Raw genomic sequence first — 19596 nt, 5'->3', positions numbered from 1 at the left:
CAGTTTTGACTTGTTCAATGAGTGTATTCATGACTTACCTCCAAGTTATGGGATAACCCCAAGGTAAGTGTGGCTCAAATGATAAGAATAGGATCTCCGCGTAGCGGCTTAGTTCAACAATTTAATAGTGCGCTCATCGCGCATATTTCTGCCGACGCCACGCTCATTTGTCTATTTTGTATAGTTTTAGCAAATAACCTAAGGTATTACTATCATTAAGTTTTCTAAAAATTTAAAGCAAAGTTAAATAGAACAAGATGCGCTCTTTGCTCATTTTTAAAAATATGTGAGCAAAGAGCTGTTTGATGAATTGATTAACTATTATATTCCTCCAATCTCAATGATCGTTTTTTGCTCACACCTGACTACTCACAAGCCTATCCCGAAAAAGTAGGCTAATAAACCCTACTTTTAGCTATTACTTAATTAGATTTATAACTAGCCCTTATAAACTCAACAACCCTTCTACCCATTCTAAAACGAGGCGAGTATTTCGGGTTTGAAAGCGCTGCTTATTAGGTATGTAGTAGCAAAAGTCAGATTCAACTACGTGGGTATTAAAGTTTTTAAGTAACTCGGTGTCTAATAATCGTTGTACTAGCGTGGTTGAGCAAAAAACCAGTCCTGAGCCTGCCATAGCTTCTTGAATACCAAATAGCTCTTGGTCAAATGTTTTAATACTAAATAACGCAGGATCTAAGTTGTTTTGAGTAAGCCATTGTTTAATTGGAGGCTCACTTAGCGCGTTGTTTTTCCATTTAGTGGTATAGAGCGTAACTGGGCCGTTTTGCCATGGGATAACCGCGGCTTTGTATGAGCCGAATACGTTAAATTGTTCGGTTTTAATAATATCATCTGCGTTTATATTGCGTTGCTGGCCAAAGCGAACCGGTAAGGTGTGTAATTGCTTATCAACGGCTTCACTGGTTGATATATCCACTTCAAGATTGGGCTGACTTTTTGATAGCTCCTGTAATGCGGGTATTAAACGCAGTGCGGCCAGTGATGACGTAGTGGTTATTTTAACGGCGGTGCCTTTGGCTTGTACGGTAGCTAGCGCTTGATTAATAAGGTTAAAGCCGTTGCTTGTTGCTTCACTTAAATATTCACCTGTGGGGGTAAGAGTGATTTTTCTAACTTGGCGGTAAAATAAATCCACATTTAAACGGTTTTCAAGGTTATTTATATGATGCGAAATAGCGGTTGGGGTGAGCGATAGTTCATCCGCGGCGACTTTAAAACTGCCTAAACGCGCCGCAGCTTCAAAGGCTTTGAGTGCTTGTAATGATACTTGCATGGGGGATTATTCACACCAAATAGAATTAACTTATAGATGAGTATAACTTATTTATAGTTAAGGTTTACTCGTTTGTGAAATATGCCTGTTAGTAAGATGATTCACCTACATTTACTAATAGGATAAACAGTATGACTACCCTACTTCACGTTGATGCAAGCGTAAGAGCTGTTAAAAACGACAACTCAGATCACGATTCAATCTCTAAAAATATTGCTAAGCATTTTATTGATAGCTTTGCAAAGCGCCAAGCTATAGATGAGTATTTTTACCGTGATGTTGGTGTGAATCCTCCGCCTTTTATTACCCAAGATTGGATAGGCGCAGTATTTACACCTGATGATAAAAAGACTGCTGAGCAACATCAGTTACTGACCCTGTCAGATACATTAATTGCTGAAGTTTCCGCTGCCGATATTATTGTGATTTCTTCGCCTATGTATAACTACGGTATGCCCGCACAGTTAAAAGCATGGTTTGATCAAGTAATACGTATTAACCAAACTTTTGATTTTGATCTTTCCCGTGGTGACTTTCCGCTACAACCTCTACTTGGAGGTAAAACATTAGTTGTGATCACCTCAACCGGTGAGTTTGGTTTTGAGCAAGGTGGTATACGTGAGCATATGAGCCATTTAGTGCCTCACTTACGTACATTGAGTAAATATTTAGGCGTGAGCACCATTCATGAAATTGCCTCAGAATATCAAGAGTTTGCCGATGTACGCCATCAACTATCGCTCGATAATGCTTATAGCCAAGCAGCAGCGCTAGGGCTACAGTTAAGTAATCAATAATATTTAAATATAAAATACCGCATTTACCTTGCGGTATTTTTACTCAAACCGTAACGGGGGTTTACAGTAACGGCTTCAAGCCATGATGCTTCTACTGTACATTATTAACTGATAAGGTGATTAATATTGAGTAGTAAAATTGCGTTTTAGTAACGATTTAAACAGGAGTCATTAATGGCAACTACACTGGCGTTTGATGTATACGGTACGCTTATAAACACTCATGGCGTGGTGTCGTTACTTGAAAATATGGTTGGTGATAACGCGCACGCATTTTCAACTACTTGGCGTGAAAAACAGCTTGAATATTCGTTTAGACGCGGCTTAATGCAAAACTACGTGCCGTTTTCGGTGTGTACTGAGCAGGCGCTTGATTATGCGTGTTTACTGCACAAGGTAACTTTAAGCGATGAGCAAAAAGCACAGTTATTAGCACGTTATAAAACCCTCCCCGCATTCGATGATGTTAAAGCAGGGCTTGAGAGCTTAAAAGCACAAAACTATCGGTTGTTTGCGTTTTCTAATGGTGCGGCCAGTGCGGTAAATACCTTGCTAGAAACGGCGGGTATAAGTGATTACTTTGAAGGCGTAGTGAGCGCCGATGACATTAAAACCTTTAAACCCAACCCCGGTGTTTATAGTCACTTTTTACGTCAGGCAAATTCAACCGGCGCTAATACGTGGTTGATATCAAGTAACCCGTTTGATGTTATTGGGGCGTTATCGCACGGTATGCGTGCTGCGTGGATACAGCGCTCAAATGAGGCTATTTTTGATCCCTGGGAACTAACGCCTACAATAACGGCGTGCAATTTACATGATTTAAAAACCAAGCTAGCCAGTAATAACCAGTGATTTAGTTGGCAGGGGTTAAATTACACCAATGAAAGGCTAGGTTTGCGCTTACAAACCTAGCCTTTTTTAGTCTTTAATTGCAATGGCAATTTCTATTTCGTTACTGTTTTTATAATACTCAAAATCACTGGTGTAAGTACGTTCATAGCGGCAATCGTCTGAGCTGAAGTATTGCCAAATTTCGCCCCATAAATCGATTACTGCATCGGGCATTTCACCCTCACCTTTAAATACCAAATAACGCCCCGCTTGGGTGGTTACTTTTTTAGCTTCAGGGAGTTTAATTGATAAATTATCGCAGCAGGCAATTACGTCAAAATCGCCTGTGAGATCGCTTTCGTAATTAGTATACACACCATACACTTTGGTGTTTTCTGTAAGGCTGTTGGCAAACTTTTCACCAAATTTTTGCCAAAGTTCAGCTATATTTGCAGTGCCAGCATTCATTTCATTGGCGTTGCAGGTTCTTACTTTTAAGCCGATTAAGGTCTGACTAGCTAGTTGCTTTACTTCCATCATGACGTCCTTTAGCGTTAATACAAACACCAACGTAACAGAAAAACCGCCAATACTTTAAATATTGTATTAAATATTTCATAAATAATGATTATTAAGCTCAGTTGCGTATTTATTGCTCGTATTTAAATAGGTGGTAATGGCTAAACATGGCTTTGCTACTGCTAAAATAATTTACTTAACTTTCTCTTTTTTAAGTTTATTTTTTGCATGTAATGCTTGTCGTTTAATAGTGAAGTTTATCGATTTTAGTTAAAAATATACGACAAGCTTATTAGCTCTAATTTAAAAAAAGTTGCTATCTAATCTTTTTTCATTATTGTAAATGGAAATCATTATCATTAAGATCCTTGCACCTAAAAAGTGTACTCAAGGAATGTTGATGTGTCTCAATCTCACGTGTTAAATATTAATACCATTGAAAAACAGGCTGTATTTGAACAAAGCGGCTTGCCCCCACAATTCAATTTAGAGCAGTTCATTAATTATCAGATAGCGTCATTGCAAGGGTTGTCGGCAGTTCAGCAAGCGATGGCTAAAGCCCAAAAGCCATTTTCAGGTGTGTCGGTAAATGCGTTAGCAGAAGTCGTAAACGATGTTGATTTATCACAGCCATTGGCTGACTTTCCGGCGGTGCTTGAAGAGCTAAAAGGCGTATATTTAGATCATGCTGTGTATTTTCATCATCCGCGTTATATGGCTCATTTAAACTGCCCTGTAACCTACCCTGCTGTTGTGGCCGAACATATTATTGCTGCTATTAATACCTCAGTAGATACATGGGATCAAAGTGCAGGCGCGACGTTAATTGAGCAAAAGCTGATTGATTGGACATGCCAAAAAGCAGCATTGCCAAGCACTGCCGATGGAGTATTTACTAGTGGCGGCACGCAATCAAACTTAATGGCAATGTTGGTTGCTCGTGAAGTAGCAGTAAGCCGATATGCGCCAGAGCATCAGGTAAAACTTCAGGGCTTACCGGCTGTTGCATCGCGTTTTAAAATTTATTGCTCTGAGGTGGCCCATTTTAGTATTCAAAAAGCAGCGGCGTTACTGGGCTTAGGTTACGACGCCGTGGTGCCGGTGGCTACAAACAGCGAAATGCAAATGGATATGGAGGCACTTAAAACCGCCATAGCAACAAGCAAAGCGCAAGGTGATTTACCCATTGCAGTTGTTATTACCGCAGGCACAACCGATTTTGGCTCTATCGATCCAATCCATAATATTGCCATGCTAGCTAAAGAAGAGCAGCTATGGTGCCACGTAGATGGCGCTTATGGTGGCGGTTTGTTGGTGAGCGAGCACCACCGCAATGCGCTTAATGGCATTGAGTTGGTTGATTCAATAACGATTGATTATCACAAATCATTTATGCAACCGGTTAGTTGTAGTGCCTTTTTATTAAGCGACAAACGTCATTTTAGCCACATTACTTTGTATGCCGATTATTTAAACCCATTAGCAGAGGCCGGAAATGGCACGCCTAATTTGGTTGATAAAAGCCTGCAAACCACTCGCCGTTTTGATGCCTTAAAGTTATGGCTAACACTGCGCACCACTGGAGAAGCACCGCTTGGCCGTGCGTTCGATAAAGTTATTGGTCTTGCGCGCCAAACGCATATTGTACTTAACGATCACCCCGACTTTGAAGTAGTAAATTACCCCGAGCTTAGTGCCTTAGTATTTAGATTTGCTCCTGATGATTTAAAACATGACCTTGATTTACTCGACTCTTTAAACCTGCATGTACGACAAACGTTTTTAAAAACCGGTGAAGCCATGATTGCCCGTACAAAAATAAATGGTCGTCATTATCTTAAATTTACATTGCTTAATGCGCAGTGCCAATTATCTGATGTACGCGCTGTTATTGAGCAAATTAGCCACATTGCATGGCAAACTTATAGGGAAATTGCATAATGGATAATCAACCTTACGATTTTATAGCTATTGGCCTTGGCCCATTTAACTTATCTTTAGCGTGTTTAAGTGAACCGCTCGAAGATGTAAAAAGCCTGTTTTTAGAACAGCGTAGTGAATTTGATTGGCACCCAGGAATGATGCTAGAAGGCGTTACATTACAAACTCCGTTTATGTCGGATTTAGTAACCATGGCAGATCCAACCAGCCAGTATAGCTTTTTAAATTATGCCAAATTAAATAATCGTTTATACCCGTTTTATATTCGCGAAAGCTTTTTTTTATTGCGCCGTGAATACAACTTATATTGCCAATGGGTTTGCTCGCAGCTTTCAAATGTTAACTTTGAACAAACTGTCACTCAAGTTGAGTTTTGCCCGCAAAGTGAGTGTTATACCGTTAGCTGTAACACCCCCAATGGTACGCAACATTATGTGACTCGCCATATTGTTTTGGGCACAGGGCCTGCACCGTATATTCCTGATTGCGCTGTGCAAAGTAACTCAAATAAGGTAATGCACAGTAGCGATTTTTGTCATCGGCTTGATGAATTAAAGGCGGCTAAACGAGTTACTGTGGTAGGGGCTGGGCAAAGTGCAGCAGAAATTTACCACACCTTATTGCAGCAAGCAGTACCGCAAGGTTTGCAGTTAGATTGGATAGCACGCTCACCGCGCTATTTTCCGCTTGAGTATACTAAGCTCACCCTTGAAATGACCTCTCCTGAGTATGTTGATTACTTTTATAATTTAAAAACTGAGCAGCGAGATTGGCTCAATCAAAACCAAAAAAATCTATTTAAGGGCATTAACGGCGATTTAATTAACGACATTTTCGACACCCTTTACGCGCAAAGCCTTGATGGGCCAATTTCTACTACATTTAAAACTAACAGCAGGCTAACAGGAACTCAAAAAGTAGGTAAGCGTTTACTGACTGAGTTTTATCATCAGGAGCTTGAGCAGCCCTTTTCAATAGAAACCGACTTTTTAATTTGCGCCACGGGCTTTAAATATCAGCGCCCTGCTTTTTTAAATAATATTGCCCACCAATTACCCCAAGATGAGCAAGGTCGTTATTTAGTAAGCCGTGAATATGCGGTAGATAGCGAACAAAAACGTATTTTTGTACAAAATGCCGAGCAGCATACTCATGGTTTTGTAACTCCAGATTTAGGTATGGCTTGCTACCGTAATAGTATTATTTTACGTGAAATTTTAGGTTATGCGCCTTATCAGGTTGAGCAAAAAATTGCCTTTCAAAACTTTGATTTAAGCGATGTAACCCTATCAGCACAACAGCAGAGTAGCGCGGCATGAGTCTTCGTTTAGCGCTAATTTTGCTGACGGTTATTTCGGTGGTATGCGATACCTTGCTGCTACCGTTTTATCCGCAATTTTTTGCTAGTGAATTTGCTATTAGTAACGCCACGTTAATCGGCCTCTTTGTGGCTAACTGTTGTATTACTGTAATGCTGGCTTTACCACTATGGGCTAAGGTCGCTAAAAAATACAATGAGTTGGCTTTGTGGTTAGTAACCCAAGTGGTGGCCGCTGGTTTTGGCCTGCTTTGTTACTTTGCTACCAATGTATGGGAGTTTTGGATTTACTACCAACTAATGTTGGTGCTAAAGGCAAGCTACCTACTTATATACCCATTTGCACTGCGATTAGAGCAACAAACTAAGCATTTATCTATTATTGGTTTGTTTTCTGTATTGATGCATTTTGGTGCGATTGGTGGTGCTTTAATTGGTGGTTATTTCTTTAGTTTAGCAGAGCCACGCTATGCGTTATTACTCAGTAGTGCCGGTGACCTAGTTCAGGTTTTATTATGCGGCTACTTAATGTATTCATTAAAAACAGGTATTTATCAGCAAGCAATAGCGACTGAAAAACCGCGAGAGCGTATTCCCTATTTTATTTGGCAATTTTGCTTTTTAAGTGTGGTGGTTTATTTTAGCGCGTTTTTAATTCGCCCCTTCTTTACTACTCATTGGCAAGCATTAAACGCACAAAGCAGCACGTTGCAAAGTGCTGTTGTATACGCCATTCCTGCTTTTGCTGCGCTTGTTATGCTGGTTTTTAACCATTTCAGGCAGCATTTACCACTGCCAACATTAAGCCGCACTAGCACTTTGTTATGTGCACTTATTTTGGGGGCGCTTGGGCTTTATTTACAAGCGCAGGAGTCGGTGTGGTTAGTGATTTTATCACGTGTTTTATATGGTTTTGCGCTATTCCAAGTGATGGTACTGCTAGAGGTAATGCTATTTGCTAAAAGTGAGCCTGCACATTACGGCAGCGACTTTGCCAAAGTGCACATTGCTCAAAATATCGGGGTTATTTTAGCGTCGTTACTAGTGGGTATGAGCGTAGAGCACCTTTCAACAACGGTTGTGTTTTACTTTGCTGCCATTGGCTTTGCAAGCCTTGCCTTTATTTTGCTTTGGCGGGTTAAGGCTGTTGCTCGAACTGCGCGTTCAGCGTCTTAGTTTTTAAGATTTATTGGAGTTTATATGTATTTTTCATCTTTTGTAACCACCCTACAGCATACCGGCAAAGTGACGATGCGGTTATTACAACAAACAGATATGCCAACAGTTTGCGATTGGCTTAAGCAACCGTATGCGCACTTTTGGGGTATGCAGCAGCAAACCGAGCAACAAATAACTAAAGCGTATCAAGATATTTTTGTTACGCCTCATCATCAGGCATACGTGATCGAGCAAAATAATAACCTATTGGCTTTAATTGAGCTTTACAGCCCAGAGCACGAAAGCTTAATGAAAGCGGCGTACGAGGTTGAACCTAATGATGTGGGTATGCATATTTTATTAGCGCCTAACACGGCACCTAAGCGCCATTTTAGTTTTGAAATGATGCAGTGCGTGCTGCAAAGTATTTTTGCTCAAAACAGTGCCGCCCGTGTTGTGGTTGAGCCCGACATTGCTAATAGTAAAATTCATACTTTAAATAAACGTTTGGGATTTGTGCACACCCAGCAAATTCAACTAGGCGAAAAAGCCGCTTATTTAGGCTTTTGTAATAAAGCAGCCTTTGATAGGCACAGCCAACTATTTACTGATTCGTTAGCACCTTTGCAAACTGATTACGTGATACAGCCACATTGGCAATGGGCAAACCGACATTTACAAGCTAAAGCCCTGACTGAGCTAGTGCACGAGCGTTTATTGGCTGCAGAGACAACAAAGCAAGGCTTTAAAGTGAATGTTGAAGGCGGTTACTTTATTTTTAATGGCCGTGCTATGGCACTGAATCATATAGATATAGATGAGCCAAGCTTATGCTTTTACAACCTTAACGAAGAGCTGCAGCCGCTAGATGTGTTGCACTTTTTTAGTATGCAAGGGCCTGCGCTAGGTTTAACGGGTAAGCGCCTTGCCACCTACCTTGAAGAGCTAAATGCTACTTTAGCCAGTGCGTGCTTTAAACGTGAAAATAACACGTTAACAGCGGCGCAGTTAGCTAATTTAGGGCTGCAAAAAATAGAAGCCGCAATGAGTGAAGGGCATCCTGCCTTTGTTGCTAATAATGGCCGCATTGGTTTTAGTAAAGCTGACTTTTTACGTTATGCGCCAGAAGTAGGCAAACCGTTTAAAGTACTGTGGTTAGCAGCGCATAAAGCGGTATGCGACTTTGCCCATAGTGAATACTTTTCCGATTACCCAAGCCATATAAGTGATGAACTAGATTTAACCACTCGAGATGCGTTTAACACAGCGCTAAAAGCTCAAAACCTAAACCCCGATGATTACTTACTCATTCCTGCTCACCCTTGGCAGTACCAACACAAATTGAGTGTGGTATTTGCAAATGAGTTGGCAAATCAGCGATTAGTGTATTTAGGTGAAGGTGACGATTTATATCAAGCGCAACAATCAATTCGTACCTTATATAATTGCTCGCACCCGCATAAGCCGTATTTAAAAGTGGCGTTGTCGATTTTAAATATGGGATTTATGCGTGGCCTATCGCGTGCTTACATGGCGGTGACTCCTGCCATTAACGATTGGGTATTTGCTAAGGTTAGCCAAGATCAACAACTCGCAGGCGCTAATTTTACAGCGCTTAGAGAATACGCCACCTTAGGCTATGCCCACCATACGTTTGAGCAACACGCGCTAGGTGATACACCCTATCGTAAAATGTTTGCTTGCTTATGGCGAGAAAACCCAAACCATAATTTAAATAGTGATGAACAACTGACCACCATGGCAGCGTTATTACACTTAGATAATAATGGCCAAAGTTTAGTGGGCGAATGGATAACGCAAAGTGGTTTGAGCTCGCAGCAGTGGTTACGTGCCTACTTTAATGCCTATTTAATTCCGCTAGTACATTGTTTTTACGCGCATAAATTAGTGTTTATGCCTCACGGCGAAAACCTCATTTTAAAGCTTAAAAACTCGGTGCCTGTGGGCGCATATATGAAAGACATAGGTGAAGAGGTTGCCTTACTTAATAGCACTGAAGTATTGCCTGCAGGGGTTGAACGTATTCATGTTTCTATGCCTAAAGAGCTTGAGCTGTTAAGTATATTTACCGATGTATTTGACTGCTTCTTTAGATACTTAGTAGCAATTTTAGTGCGAGAAGAGCGTATTACAGAGCATGACTTTTGGCAGTGTGTTACGCAAAGTGTTAAAGCGTATCAACATGCTAACCCTGCTTTAAATGAGCGATTTAAAGAGTATGACTTTTTTAGTGATGAGTTTGCACACTCTTGTTTAAACCGCTTACAGTTAGGTAATAATGAGCAAATGGTTGATTTAACGGATCCGGCAGGTAGTTTGCAGTTTGCTGGTAACTTAAACAACCCCGTATCGGCAAAGCTGTATGGCTAAACCGATTACCCTTGCGCAGTTTTTATATTGCCAACAACCCGTGCAACGAACTTTTAAACCGAGCTTATTATTAGTGCGCGCTTTAACAGTTCGTTGTAAGGCGCAGTACCCTACTGCGCCTAAGCAATTTATTAGTCGGCATTTGTATTTACAGCTTTGCTGGCAAGCTATTTACGCTTATTGCTATTGGTTTGCTTGCAAGCAAAGTACGGCTGATCCCATTAACATGCCGTTAGCGGTAAATGGCACTTATTGTCGTGGGTTTAACCTGAGTAATGACGTGTTAGTAAGTAAAACAGAGCAAACCAAAGCGTTTACTCATTTTATAAGCCAAGTTGGTGAATGGATAAATACCGACTATGCGCTGGGTAAAAAAGAACAAGCACGGTTATTACTCGATTCATTAAGTAGCGCCATTGAGCGAGCTCATAGCTTAGCCCTTGCTACCACTTTACATATCAATAATTGCCATCGTCAGCTGCACACCCTTATTTGTCAGCACTTTAATCTTGATGCGCCATTTACTGAAAAACCCCAGCGTTTAACCTGTTGCCGCTATTATTTAGCCGGTTATAGCAAATGCCAAACCTGCCCTAAAAAGGACATTAAAACCAATGAACCAACGTCTTAAAACGATTGATCTTGCGCGTGGTGCGAGCGTTTTTATTATGATTATTGTGCATACCTTATGGATGTATGCCTCCACGACGCTTCAAAGTGAAAGTATATTTGGTACGGTTGTGCATATACTTGGCAAAGGCACCGCCTCGTTTTTAGTGGCAATGGGGCTATCTATGGCGCTTTCGCGTAGGCAAACCCCCTTACTGTTAATTAAGCGAGGTTTACAGCTTTTACTGCTTGCTTATTTAATGAATGCGGCCAAGTTTTGGCTACCTATTGAAGTATTTAATACCATGCCCGAGGCGTTTATAAATGCTTATGGCTGGCAAAGCCCGCTAAGTGCTGGGCAGTTACAATTTATGGTGTTAACAGGTGATATTTTACAACTGGCTGGAGTTAGCTTATTGCTGTTTGGGGCACTTAATATTGCCCGTTGGAAAACAACATGGATTGCGGTTTTAGCCATTGCAATTGCAGTTTTGAGCCAGTTTGTAAGGGGGCAGCAATTTACGCTTTCACCTTATATTAGTGATTTGTTTTTCGCTAATAACTATCAGGTGTATTTTCCGGTTTTTCCTTGGATAAGTGCGATATTAACGGGGTATGTACTTGGTCGTTTATACCTTAGTAATCGACAAAATGCCGATTACTTATACAAAGTGTGTGCACAACTAGGTGCTGCTTTACTTGTTATTGGCGGCATATGGTTAGCCATTGATTTTAAAGGTCAGTTTGGCAACTTTTTCCATTTAAATGGCGGCGGTATTAGCTATTTAATTGGCTTAAATTTATGTGCACTAGCGGCTATACAGTTTATTTTTGCTGATAAATATAATGGCCCTATTACACGTGCTCTTTTATATGCCAGTAAACATGTAACCGCGCTTTATGTTATTCAATGGGTACTTATTTGCTGGTTTATGGGGGCGCTTGGTTATCATACTCTCAGCCTTTGGCCGACACTTTGTATGATGGTACTGATGACTTTACTTACTTTTGCTGTGCACAAGGTTTATTTTAAAAGCAAACAGAGCCTCACAGACATTACGCAAAAAACCAAACGTACAGCTTAAGCTGTAAAGGGGCTTTACGGGCGCTGATTTGGCTGCCCTAGCCTGCTTTTATCGCATCAATAACGCAATGCATACGCTTTGCTAACGGCCTATTTCGGTGATGGCACACATAAATATTTTCGCTAATTGGTTTGGTTAAATGATGCGTTTTAATAAGCGCAGGTTTATTAAAAGCACTTACTGCGTGTGCGGGTAAAACCGTAAAACCCAGCCCTAAACTTACCGGCTCCAGTATTAAACTTATTTGGTTAGAAAACCCCGTTTGCTTAATTTGATCAACATGTTCAAATTCACTGTAGTTTTCGCTAAGTAAAAGCTGCGCATGATGTTTTGCATCGGGGTGGCCAATAAAGCCAAGCTCACATAAAACCTCCCACGTTGGGTTTTCTATATGTGCGGGCGTTACTAATAATAGGGATTCTTTACCAATTTTGTGGCTGGTAACTTCACTAAGGGTAGGCGCTTGAGTTAAAAAGCCAATATCGGCACTATGATTGGCCACCGCTTGTTCAACATTGGTATTTGGAGCAAAGCGGTAATCTATAATTAGCTTCTTGTGCTCTACTTGCAGTGCTAATAGTTGATTGTAAAACTTTAGCCCGCAACTGCCTGGCGACTGTATTTTTACTAAACCGCTGTAAGGTGAATCATCTTTTAATTGCTGCTCTAAAAACTGCCATTCTTTTAATAATAAGCTGCCTTGCTGATACAAGTTTTGCCCCTGAACGGTAAGCGTAAATTGTTTACCGTGGCGCTCAAGCAAGGCGCAATCTAGTTGCTGCTCTAACTTTTTTATATGTTGGCTTACGCCTGACTGGGTCATATAAAGGCGCTCGGCGGTTTGGGTAAAGTGATTTACCTCAACTAAAGTACAAAACGTGTTTAACCATGTCGGGTTTATCATTACAAAATATACTCAAAATGATGATTAATGATAATTTTACTTAATGTTGGTCAGTTCGTAAACTCACTCCATCAACTAAACATAGTTAAGTAGGAGTATTTATTATGAGTCATACATATCCACGTAGTTTTTCGCACATTGGTATTTCAGTACCGGATGTTGAAAAAGCCGTAGAGTTTTACACTAAGGTGATGGGCTGGTACACCATAATGGAGCCTACCGTGATCACTGAAGACAACAGCCCAATTGGCGAAATGTGTACCGATGTATTTGGTCCAAATTGGGAAAAATTCAAAATAGCGCATCTTTCAACAGGCGACCGAATTGGTGTAGAAATTTTTGAATTTAAAGACCAAGAAAACCCTAAAGACAACTTTGAATACTGGAAAACCGGTATCTTCCATTTCTGTGTACAAGACCCAGATGTAGAAGGCTTAGCGGATCGTATTGTTGCTGCAGGTGGTAAAAAACGTATGCCAGAGCCACGCTACTATTACCCTGGTGAAAAGCCGTACCGCATGATCTACATGGAAGACCCGTTTGGTAACATCCTTGAGATTTACAGCCACAGCTACGAGCTTATATACAGAGCTGGTGCTTATTAAAAGCACTAGCTGAAAGCATTTAGCTACAAACAAAGGCCGCAGTATTTATTACTGCGGCTTTTTGTGTTTAAAAAGAATACATGATCTAAATGAGTTAGTGCTAATAACTCGGCTTTAAGTCGAAATTTTTATTAGCATTAAGGGCAATTATGGAGACTTGATTGAAAGCTATAACCTAAGCTAATTATAAAAAGGAGATATTAGCTGGAGCAGGTTACATGACTCATATCGAAAGTATGCGTTAAACCATCAGGATTTTTATCAATTACTATCAGGTCATTCTTTTCAATGTAAAACGTGTATTCGCGCATCCAATTTAGTTTAGCAATTTGCTTTAGCTCATAACGGCCAAATGCTAGCGGGCAATTTAAATACGCATAATGGTAGGCTTTCCCCATTGCTCCAGGGTCTGCGGTGTAAATATAAATAGTACGATCAGTAAACGTGCTTTGTTTGTGAATATAATCAGGGGTTGATAATGAAGAACCATTGAATAAAATCCCTAAACATAAAAAAGGAATTTGTATTAAAGCGACTAATGTAAGAATGATAAAGAACAACCACTGGGCTATTTTATTTTTAATTATGCTTTTAATTTTTTCAGGTTTGGTGAAAAGCAGTATTAAACCCGTAATTACCAACACCAATTTTATATAAAGTAGATGATGGCTTAATGTATCCATAAGCCGTGGAGAGTGCCAATTTAATCCCCAAAGCGCTCCACCATGCATGCTCTCCAAAAAGGGTAACAATAAACATGCTGAAATAAGAAAAATAACTACCGAGCTATTGTTGCCGCTTGTATCCATTGATTCTTGTCCTTTCAATCCAACTGGATTAGCTGTATTTGTAGTGTGATATTTATAACATGTTTTAAAATGCAGCGTACCTAAAATATCATAATGCAGACAGCTATTTATACGATTAAAGAAACTGTAAAGGGGGGTTAACAGCAGCGGCATTAATTATTTTTATAGTTTAAAACAACCGATTATTTCACGCCTTTTAATTATTAACACCTAAATTAGACATACGCTAGCCTGTTCGCTTACATCACGTTAAGATGGATGAAAATAACACAATAAGAACAATATAATGTTAACAAAAACAAATGCATTAATTTACTTTTTAGCCTTTAGCAGTGGCTTTAGTATTATGGGAATAGAGCTGTTAGGTGGGCGAATTTTAGCACCTTACTTTGGCAGTAGCGTGCATATTTGGGGCAGTATTATTACTGTGTTTATGCTTAGCTTATCATTTGGATATTTACTGGGAGGTAAGCTGTCTATTCGTCATCCTTCGCTAACTAAATATGGGTTAATTTTTTTAGTCGCCAGTATTATGGTGGTGCCAATTGCATTGTTTGCTGAGCCAATTATGGCATTTATTTTTTCGCATATTGAAGACAGCCGCTACGGCTCGTTACTCGCCTCAACCGCGTTATTTTTTATACCTACCATTATTTTAGGCATGATCTCGCCTTACTCGGTACGTTTGCTGGTTACCAATAGTGAGCGCAGCGGCCAAGTGGCTGGCGGGCTTTATTTTGTCAGTACCTTAGGCAGTGCACTGGGCACCATTATTACCTCTTTTTATATGGTACTGGCGTTTGATGTTAACGCCATTATTTTAGGTTTTGCTGGGGTGTTGGGCACACTTGGCTTGATTGCTATTACTTTTGATAAACTTAGAGTACGAGAGGCCGTTTATGCTCAAGCTTAAATTATTGTTTATTTGTATTATGGCGCTGCTATTTTCAGCTTACAGTATGAGTAATGTTGTCCATAAAGAGCGTTCTTTATATCGAAATTTATTAGTTGAAGAAACCGGTGACTTACGCTGTTTAAAGTTTGATGAAAAAACCCGACAAAGCAGTCAAAGCTGTATGTATATCAGCGACCCTAAAAAACTGGTATTTAATTATACTAAGTTGGCTTTTTCTAGTTTGTTACTGATTGATAACCCTAAAAATGTGCTCATTATTGGTTTAGGGGGCGGTACGCTTTCTAATATGATTCATGAGCTATATCCAAAGGCACACATTGAAAATGTTGAAATAGATCCCGCAGTAATTAAAGTGGCGCGCGATTATTTTAACTTTATAGAAACCGATAAGGTAACTGCTAAAGTGCAAGATGGGCGTATTTTTATTAAACGTGCGGCGCTTAAAAAGCAGCAATTTGATTGGATTATTTTAGATGCATTTAATGGCGATTACATTCCTGAGCACTTACTCACTAAAGAGTTTTTTGAAGAAATAAAAAGCGTATTAGCCGAAGACGGAATTGTTGCTGCTAACACGTTTTCATCAAGCAAACTCTATGAACATGAGTCGGCAACCTATCATGCGGTATTTGGCGATTTTATTAATGTAACAGCCAATAATAATAGTAATCGTATTATTTTAGCTGGTTATAGCAATATCCCTACAGAGCAACAAATAGCGCAGCGGGTGACGCAGCTAGCTCCGTTACTTGCCCCTTATGACGTAGATATAAAGGCAATTAGCCAGCGTATGTTTTTCACTAAAGATGGTAAAGATTGGCCAAGTGATACTAAGGTGCTAACCGATCAATACTCTCCAGCTAATTTACTTAACTTTTAGGGGTTGTTACATGGTCACTTATATCCGGTGACCGTTACTTTATTAAACAGATAATATTTTAAGGAAACGGCAATGCACATTCACTTTATTATTCATGAACATTTTGAAGCACCAGGCGCTTATGAAGCTTGGGCTAAAATGAATGGCCACACGTTGTCTTATACCCGTATTTATTTAGCTGATCCCTTACCTCAGCACACCGATGATATCGATTTTTTAATCGTAATGGGTGGGCCACAATCCCCCGCTACATCGCTTGCAGAATGCCCTTATTTTGATAGTAAAAAAGAACAAGCCTTTATTGCCAGCGCGATCACTGCAAACAAAGTGGTATTGGGCGTTTGTTTGGGGTCACAATTAATTGGTGAAGCGTTAGGCGCGGCCTATCAACCCAGTCCAGAAAAAGAAATTGGTAAGTTTGCGATTACCCTCACCGATACAGGCTTGAATCATCCTTTATTTAGCCATTTTGGTAGTGAGCTTAATGTAGGGCATTGGCATAACGACATGCCAGGGCTAACTGCTACAGCCAGTATTATTGCCTATAGTGAAGGTTGTCCAAGGCAAATAGTCGCTTATAGCGATTTAGTATTTGGTTTTCAATGCCACATGGAATTGACTACCGAGGTGGTTACCCTCCTCATTGCCAACGATGATTTAAGCAATGCTCATAATTACTGCTTTGTTGAACAGCCCGAAAAGCTCTTAAGCCATGACTATAGTGAAATGAACGCTAAACTTTATACTTTTTTAGACAAGCTTGCTGCGCATTATTTGTCTAAATAAAACTTATTGACGTGAAGCTAAAATACCAATTATTTACTTAGCCTGCTAACTAATGCTAAAATTTGCTGGATATTCACAAGCAAGAGTTCCTATGAGCAGCACTATTCCTTTTCATGAAACACTCGATTTAACCTTATGCGGCAATATGGGCCGAGTGCATCGCTTATGTCGAGAAGCGGTGACATTGGCGGTTGAGCCGCTAGGTTTAACTCAGTCGCGCTGGACGGCAATGATCCACTTACATCATTTACCTTTAGGGGCAACACAACAAGCGTTGGCGACTAGCTTAGGTATTGAAATGCCCTCATTAACGCGCACCATTAAGCAATTAGAGCAGCAAAATCTGGTTATTCGACAAGTTGATGAGCACGATAAACGCAGTAAAAAATTGTACTTTACCGATGAGGGTATAAAGTTATTAGAACACTTAAAAGAGCTCACAAGCGATATTAAACAGCGTTTATATGCAGGCTTAAGCACGGAGCAGCTTGACGGTATGGCGCATAGTTTAGTGCAAATGGAAGAAAATGCGCGGCGTTGTATTGCAAGCTTATCTGGAGATAAATAAGTATGACACCCGATCAAAAATTTGCCCGCTACGTTAAAGTATCGCTCGTTGGTTTTATTGTTGTATTTTTCTATTATATTGTTGCCGATGTATGGCTGCCGGTTACGCCACAAGCACGGGTTTACCATCCGGTTGTGCAAATATCGCCGCAAATAAACGGCCGTGTTACTGATGTATTGGTCAGCAACAATCAAACGGTTAAAGCGGGTGATGTATTATTTGAAATAGACAAAAACACTTACCAACTAGCACTTGAGCAAGCGCAGCTCGCGCTTGATGATGCCAAACTGCAAAATAAACGCCTTGATACCAATGTAAAAGCGCTGGAAGCACAAATAAGTGCAGCTAACGCTAAATTGCATGAGCAGCAGCTATTAAAAAAGCGTGGCGAAACACTCTACAAACAAAACTCTATTTCGGAGCAAGAGCTTGAAAGCATTCGGGCTAATTTTGCCGCAAGCCAATCTAATTTAGCTGCCTTTGAAGCACAGTTGGCAGAAGCTGTTTTAGCGCGTGGCGATTCAGGACAAGATAACTTAGCACTGCGTCATGCGGCCAATCAGTTAGCCCAAGCTGAGCTTAATTTATCTTATACCCAAGTGCGCGCTTTAAGTGATGGCGTTGTGGCTAATTTACAGTTACTTGAAGGTTCCTATGCGGTTGCGGGTAAGCCATTACTCGCGGTTGTGGCAAAGAAAGCGGATTTGGTGGCCGATTTTCGTGAAAAGTCACTATTAAATATGCAGCCAGGCAGTTTAGCAAAAGTGGTATTTGATAGCCGACCTGGTGAAGTATTCGACGCTAAAATTGAAACCTTTGAAGCAGGTGTTAGTGACGGGCAACTTAGTGCGAATGGATTACTTAGCACCACCGAAACCAGCAACCGCTGGGTTCGCGATGCCCAGCGTCAACGTATTCATTTAGTGCTGCCAAATAACACTCAGCTTATAAATAATATGCCCAGTGGTGCGCGTGCTACTGTGCAGTTACTTCCGCAATCGGCTTTAGGTCAATGGTTGGGAACAGTACAGATCCGTTTTATTAGTTGGTTACATTACATTTATTAGTGGGGCGAGTAATGACACAACATGTTAGCCAAGCGCCACAACTCGATTCAAATGGCTTACGCCAAGCGCTTCGTATTGCTGGCGGCTGTACTATTGGTTTTACTTTGTGCAAGTTAATGAATTGGCCCAATGGAATATTTTTTACAGTTTACCCCATGTTATTACTCGGTTTAGTGCCAAGTATTAACAAAGATGTGATTCGCCAATTTGTTGCCAGTGCTGCCTACAGTGCGTTTATAGTACTTATTTTACAGGGCTTATTTTCGCATTTACCGGTGTTAATGACGCTCATTATTTTTGCTAGTTTTTGCGTGTTATTTTACTTAATGAGCTCTGGTGGTGCGTTTTTATTTGGTGCTTTGGGGGCGGTGAGTTTATCGATTCAGTTACATTTTGCCAGTCATGTTGACCAAGCTAGTAGTATTTACCCGCTTATTTTAAGTAATGGTATGGCTATATTTATTACCATTATTATTGCGTTGCTGATGCATGGCTTGTTTCCTGATGTGACAGCGCGACCCATGCGCGCTGTGCCCCATAAGGATAAAGAAAGTATTCGTCACGAGGTGCTGTTATGTGCCACGGTTGCTACTTTGTCGTTTGTGGTTTTTCAGGTGCTTGATTTGCAAGATTCAATTTCAGCGCAAGCGGCGTCTATTTTAATTTTGTTTTCGTTGTGCTTTAAAGCGGCGGGCACCGCAAGTTGGCAACGTATTATTGGTACATTGATAGGCTGTAATGCTGCATTGATTTCGCAATTAGTGCTGTATAACCATACCGACTTTTTGCTGTTTCCAGTGGCTATATTATGGATATTATCGTTTATATTCAGTCGATTTCATATTTTAGGCGGCGGTCCACCGGGTGTCGGATTTGGGGTATTAACCACCTTTGGGATTTTATTTGGTCAATCGTTAGGCCCAGGGCAAGATTTAGTATACAGCGCTTTATATCGGTTTAGCTCGGTGGCTGTTGCGGTAACGGTAAGTTTAAGCGCGGTGTATGTAGTGCATCGAATTCTTAACCGATTTAGTGTCACTCGCCATCATACCTATGACTAAATTAAAGGCTGCATTCGCAGCCCTTTTTATATGCTTAACCAGAGTTACTTA

Annotated in this window: 19 protein-coding genes; 15 read left to right on the top strand and 4 right to left on the bottom strand. The window is 40.5% G+C overall.

Translation table 11 applies throughout. The annotated features are described in order from the left end of the window. Positions 1 to 445 precede the first annotated feature (445 nt). Complete coding sequence (locus BW139_RS13795; protein WP_076920053.1) at positions 446 to 1297, bottom strand: LysR family transcriptional regulator; 852 nt, start codon at positions 1295 to 1297, stop codon at positions 446 to 448. Positions 1298 to 1428: 131 nt separating this feature from the next. Between BW139_RS13795 and BW139_RS13790 the strand changes: the two genes are divergently transcribed. Both BW139_RS13790 and BW139_RS13785 read left to right on the top strand, forming a co-directional pair. Then, a complete protein-coding gene (locus BW139_RS13790; protein ID WP_076920052.1) occupies positions 1429 to 2094 on the top strand; it encodes an FMN-dependent NADH-azoreductase in 666 nt (221 codons plus the stop codon). Positions 2095 to 2268: 174 nt separating this feature from the next. Beyond that, positions 2269 to 2949 (top strand): haloacid dehalogenase type II, encoded by a 681-nt coding sequence (locus tag BW139_RS13785; protein WP_076920051.1) that lies wholly within the window; start codon positions 2269 to 2271, stop codon positions 2947 to 2949. Between the two features lie 66 nt (positions 2950 to 3015). Here BW139_RS13785 and BW139_RS13780 read toward each other — a convergent pair whose 3' ends face one another. Next, the gene (locus tag BW139_RS13780) at positions 3016 to 3465 is read right to left on the bottom strand and encodes a GyrI-like domain-containing protein (protein ID WP_076920050.1); all 450 of its coding nucleotides are present in this window, start codon (positions 3463 to 3465) and stop codon (positions 3016 to 3018) included. A 384-nt stretch (positions 3466 to 3849) separates the two neighbouring features. Here BW139_RS13780 and BW139_RS13775 point away from each other — a divergent pair, with 384 nt between their 5' ends. The 6 genes from BW139_RS13775 to BW139_RS13750 are packed head-to-tail and all read left to right on the top strand — an operon-like array spanning position 3850 to position 11949. Continuing rightward, on the top strand, positions 3850 to 5388 hold the full coding sequence (locus BW139_RS13775) for an aspartate aminotransferase family protein (RefSeq protein ID WP_076920049.1): 1539 nt from the start codon (positions 3850 to 3852) through the stop codon (positions 5386 to 5388). Continuing rightward, the gene (locus tag BW139_RS13770) at positions 5388 to 6707 is read left to right on the top strand and encodes a lysine N(6)-hydroxylase/L-ornithine N(5)-oxygenase family protein (RefSeq protein WP_076920048.1); all 1320 of its coding nucleotides are present in this window, start codon (positions 5388 to 5390) and stop codon (positions 6705 to 6707) included. The genes BW139_RS13775 and BW139_RS13770 overlap by 1 nt, the downstream gene beginning before the upstream one ends. After that, positions 6704 to 7882, top strand: coding sequence for an MFS transporter (locus BW139_RS13765; protein WP_076920047.1), 1179 nt, complete (start codon positions 6704 to 6706; stop codon positions 7880 to 7882). The genes BW139_RS13770 and BW139_RS13765 overlap by 4 nt, the downstream gene beginning before the upstream one ends. A 24-nt stretch (positions 7883 to 7906) precedes the next feature. After that, on the top strand, positions 7907 to 10255 hold the full coding sequence (locus BW139_RS13760; protein WP_076920046.1) for a GNAT family N-acetyltransferase: 2349 nt from the start codon (positions 7907 to 7909) through the stop codon (positions 10253 to 10255). Continuing rightward, positions 10248 to 10886 (top strand): hypothetical protein, encoded by a 639-nt coding sequence (locus tag BW139_RS13755; protein WP_076920045.1) that lies wholly within the window; start codon positions 10248 to 10250, stop codon positions 10884 to 10886. The genes BW139_RS13760 and BW139_RS13755 overlap by 8 nt, the downstream gene beginning before the upstream one ends. Further along, complete coding sequence (locus BW139_RS13750; protein ID WP_076920044.1) at positions 10870 to 11949, top strand: heparan-alpha-glucosaminide N-acetyltransferase domain-containing protein; 1080 nt, start codon at positions 10870 to 10872, stop codon at positions 11947 to 11949. The genes BW139_RS13755 and BW139_RS13750 overlap by 17 nt, the downstream gene beginning before the upstream one ends. A 37-nt stretch (positions 11950 to 11986) precedes the next feature. Here BW139_RS13750 and BW139_RS13745 read toward each other — a convergent pair whose 3' ends face one another. Further along, the gene (locus BW139_RS13745) at positions 11987 to 12853 is read right to left on the bottom strand and encodes a LysR family transcriptional regulator (protein WP_076920043.1); all 867 of its coding nucleotides are present in this window, start codon (positions 12851 to 12853) and stop codon (positions 11987 to 11989) included. Positions 12854 to 12957: 104 nt separating this feature from the next. Here BW139_RS13745 and BW139_RS13740 point away from each other — a divergent pair, with 104 nt between their 5' ends. Further along, on the top strand, positions 12958 to 13458 hold the full coding sequence (locus BW139_RS13740; RefSeq protein ID WP_076920042.1) for a lactoylglutathione lyase family protein: 501 nt from the start codon (positions 12958 to 12960) through the stop codon (positions 13456 to 13458). Between the two features lie 200 nt (positions 13459 to 13658). Here the strand turns inward: BW139_RS13740 and BW139_RS13735 are convergent, their stop codons facing one another. After that, positions 13659 to 14267, bottom strand: a complete 609-nt coding sequence (locus tag BW139_RS13735) for a hypothetical protein (RefSeq protein WP_008110799.1) — start codon at positions 14265 to 14267, stop codon at positions 13659 to 13661. 286 nt (positions 14268 to 14553) lie between these two features. Between BW139_RS13735 and BW139_RS13730 the strand changes: the two genes are divergently transcribed. From BW139_RS13730 to BW139_RS13705, 6 genes are all read left to right on the top strand, one after another. Beyond that, positions 14554 to 15180, top strand: a complete 627-nt coding sequence (locus BW139_RS13730) for a fused MFS/spermidine synthase (RefSeq protein ID WP_008110797.1) — start codon at positions 14554 to 14556, stop codon at positions 15178 to 15180. 19 nt (positions 15181 to 15199) lie between these two features. Beyond that, on the top strand, positions 15200 to 16063 hold the full coding sequence (locus tag BW139_RS13725) for a spermidine synthase (RefSeq protein WP_374750610.1): 864 nt from the start codon (positions 15200 to 15202) through the stop codon (positions 16061 to 16063). Positions 16064 to 16135: 72 nt separating this feature from the next. Beyond that, the gene (locus BW139_RS13720; RefSeq protein ID WP_008463913.1) at positions 16136 to 16849 is read left to right on the top strand and encodes a type 1 glutamine amidotransferase; all 714 of its coding nucleotides are present in this window, start codon (positions 16136 to 16138) and stop codon (positions 16847 to 16849) included. Between the two features lie 91 nt (positions 16850 to 16940). Continuing rightward, the gene (locus BW139_RS13715; RefSeq protein ID WP_008110790.1) at positions 16941 to 17417 is read left to right on the top strand and encodes a MarR family winged helix-turn-helix transcriptional regulator; all 477 of its coding nucleotides are present in this window, start codon (positions 16941 to 16943) and stop codon (positions 17415 to 17417) included. A gap of 2 nt (positions 17418 to 17419) precedes the next feature. Beyond that, positions 17420 to 18484, top strand: a complete 1065-nt coding sequence (locus BW139_RS13710) for an HlyD family secretion protein (RefSeq protein WP_076920041.1) — start codon at positions 17420 to 17422, stop codon at positions 18482 to 18484. An 11-nt stretch (positions 18485 to 18495) separates the two neighbouring features. Then, on the top strand, positions 18496 to 19545 hold the full coding sequence (locus BW139_RS13705) for a DUF2955 domain-containing protein (RefSeq protein ID WP_076920040.1): 1050 nt from the start codon (positions 18496 to 18498) through the stop codon (positions 19543 to 19545). Positions 19546 to 19596: the final 51 nt, after the last annotated feature.

The organism is Pseudoalteromonas sp. SK18, assembly GCF_001974855.1.
GTDB lineage: Bacteria > Pseudomonadota > Gammaproteobacteria > Enterobacterales > Alteromonadaceae > Pseudoalteromonas.
The sequence above is the reverse complement of the archived record's forward strand: the minus strand, read 5'-3'. Positions and strand labels throughout refer to the sequence as shown.

What these genes read in the sequence shown, in the direction of transcription:
- BW139_RS13795 (WP_076920053.1), bottom strand. Translation starts at nt 1,297, where the DNA reads ATGCAAGTATCATTACAAGCACTCAAAGCCTTTGAAGCTGCGGCGCGT.
- BW139_RS13790 (WP_076920052.1), top strand. Translation starts at nt 1,429, where the DNA reads ATGACTACCCTACTTCACGTTGATGCAAGCGTAAGAGCTGTTAAAAAC.
- BW139_RS13785 (WP_076920051.1), top strand. Translation starts at nt 2,269, where the DNA reads ATGGCAACTACACTGGCGTTTGATGTATACGGTACGCTTATAAACACT.
- BW139_RS13780 (WP_076920050.1), bottom strand. Translation starts at nt 3,465, where the DNA reads ATGGAAGTAAAGCAACTAGCTAGTCAGACCTTAATCGGCTTAAAAGTA.
- BW139_RS13770 (WP_076920048.1), top strand. Translation starts at nt 5,388, where the DNA reads ATGGATAATCAACCTTACGATTTTATAGCTATTGGCCTTGGCCCATTT.
- BW139_RS13765 (WP_076920047.1), top strand. Translation starts at nt 6,704, where the DNA reads ATGAGTCTTCGTTTAGCGCTAATTTTGCTGACGGTTATTTCGGTGGTA.
- BW139_RS13760 (WP_076920046.1), top strand. Translation starts at nt 7,907, where the DNA reads ATGTATTTTTCATCTTTTGTAACCACCCTACAGCATACCGGCAAAGTG.
- BW139_RS13755 (WP_076920045.1), top strand. Translation starts at nt 10,248, where the DNA reads ATGGCTAAACCGATTACCCTTGCGCAGTTTTTATATTGCCAACAACCC.
- BW139_RS13750 (WP_076920044.1), top strand. Translation starts at nt 10,870, where the DNA reads ATGAACCAACGTCTTAAAACGATTGATCTTGCGCGTGGTGCGAGCGTT.
- BW139_RS13745 (WP_076920043.1), bottom strand. Translation starts at nt 12,853, where the DNA reads ATGATAAACCCGACATGGTTAAACACGTTTTGTACTTTAGTTGAGGTA.
- BW139_RS13740 (WP_076920042.1), top strand. Translation starts at nt 12,958, where the DNA reads ATGAGTCATACATATCCACGTAGTTTTTCGCACATTGGTATTTCAGTA.
- BW139_RS13735 (WP_008110799.1), bottom strand. Translation starts at nt 14,267, where the DNA reads ATGGATACAAGCGGCAACAATAGCTCGGTAGTTATTTTTCTTATTTCA.
- BW139_RS13730 (WP_008110797.1), top strand. Translation starts at nt 14,554, where the DNA reads ATGTTAACAAAAACAAATGCATTAATTTACTTTTTAGCCTTTAGCAGT.
- BW139_RS13725 (WP_374750610.1), top strand. Translation starts at nt 15,200, where the DNA reads ATGGCGCTGCTATTTTCAGCTTACAGTATGAGTAATGTTGTCCATAAA.
- BW139_RS13720 (WP_008463913.1), top strand. Translation starts at nt 16,136, where the DNA reads ATGCACATTCACTTTATTATTCATGAACATTTTGAAGCACCAGGCGCT.
- BW139_RS13715 (WP_008110790.1), top strand. Translation starts at nt 16,941, where the DNA reads ATGAGCAGCACTATTCCTTTTCATGAAACACTCGATTTAACCTTATGC.
- BW139_RS13710 (WP_076920041.1), top strand. Translation starts at nt 17,420, where the DNA reads ATGACACCCGATCAAAAATTTGCCCGCTACGTTAAAGTATCGCTCGTT.
- BW139_RS13705 (WP_076920040.1), top strand. Translation starts at nt 18,496, where the DNA reads ATGACACAACATGTTAGCCAAGCGCCACAACTCGATTCAAATGGCTTA.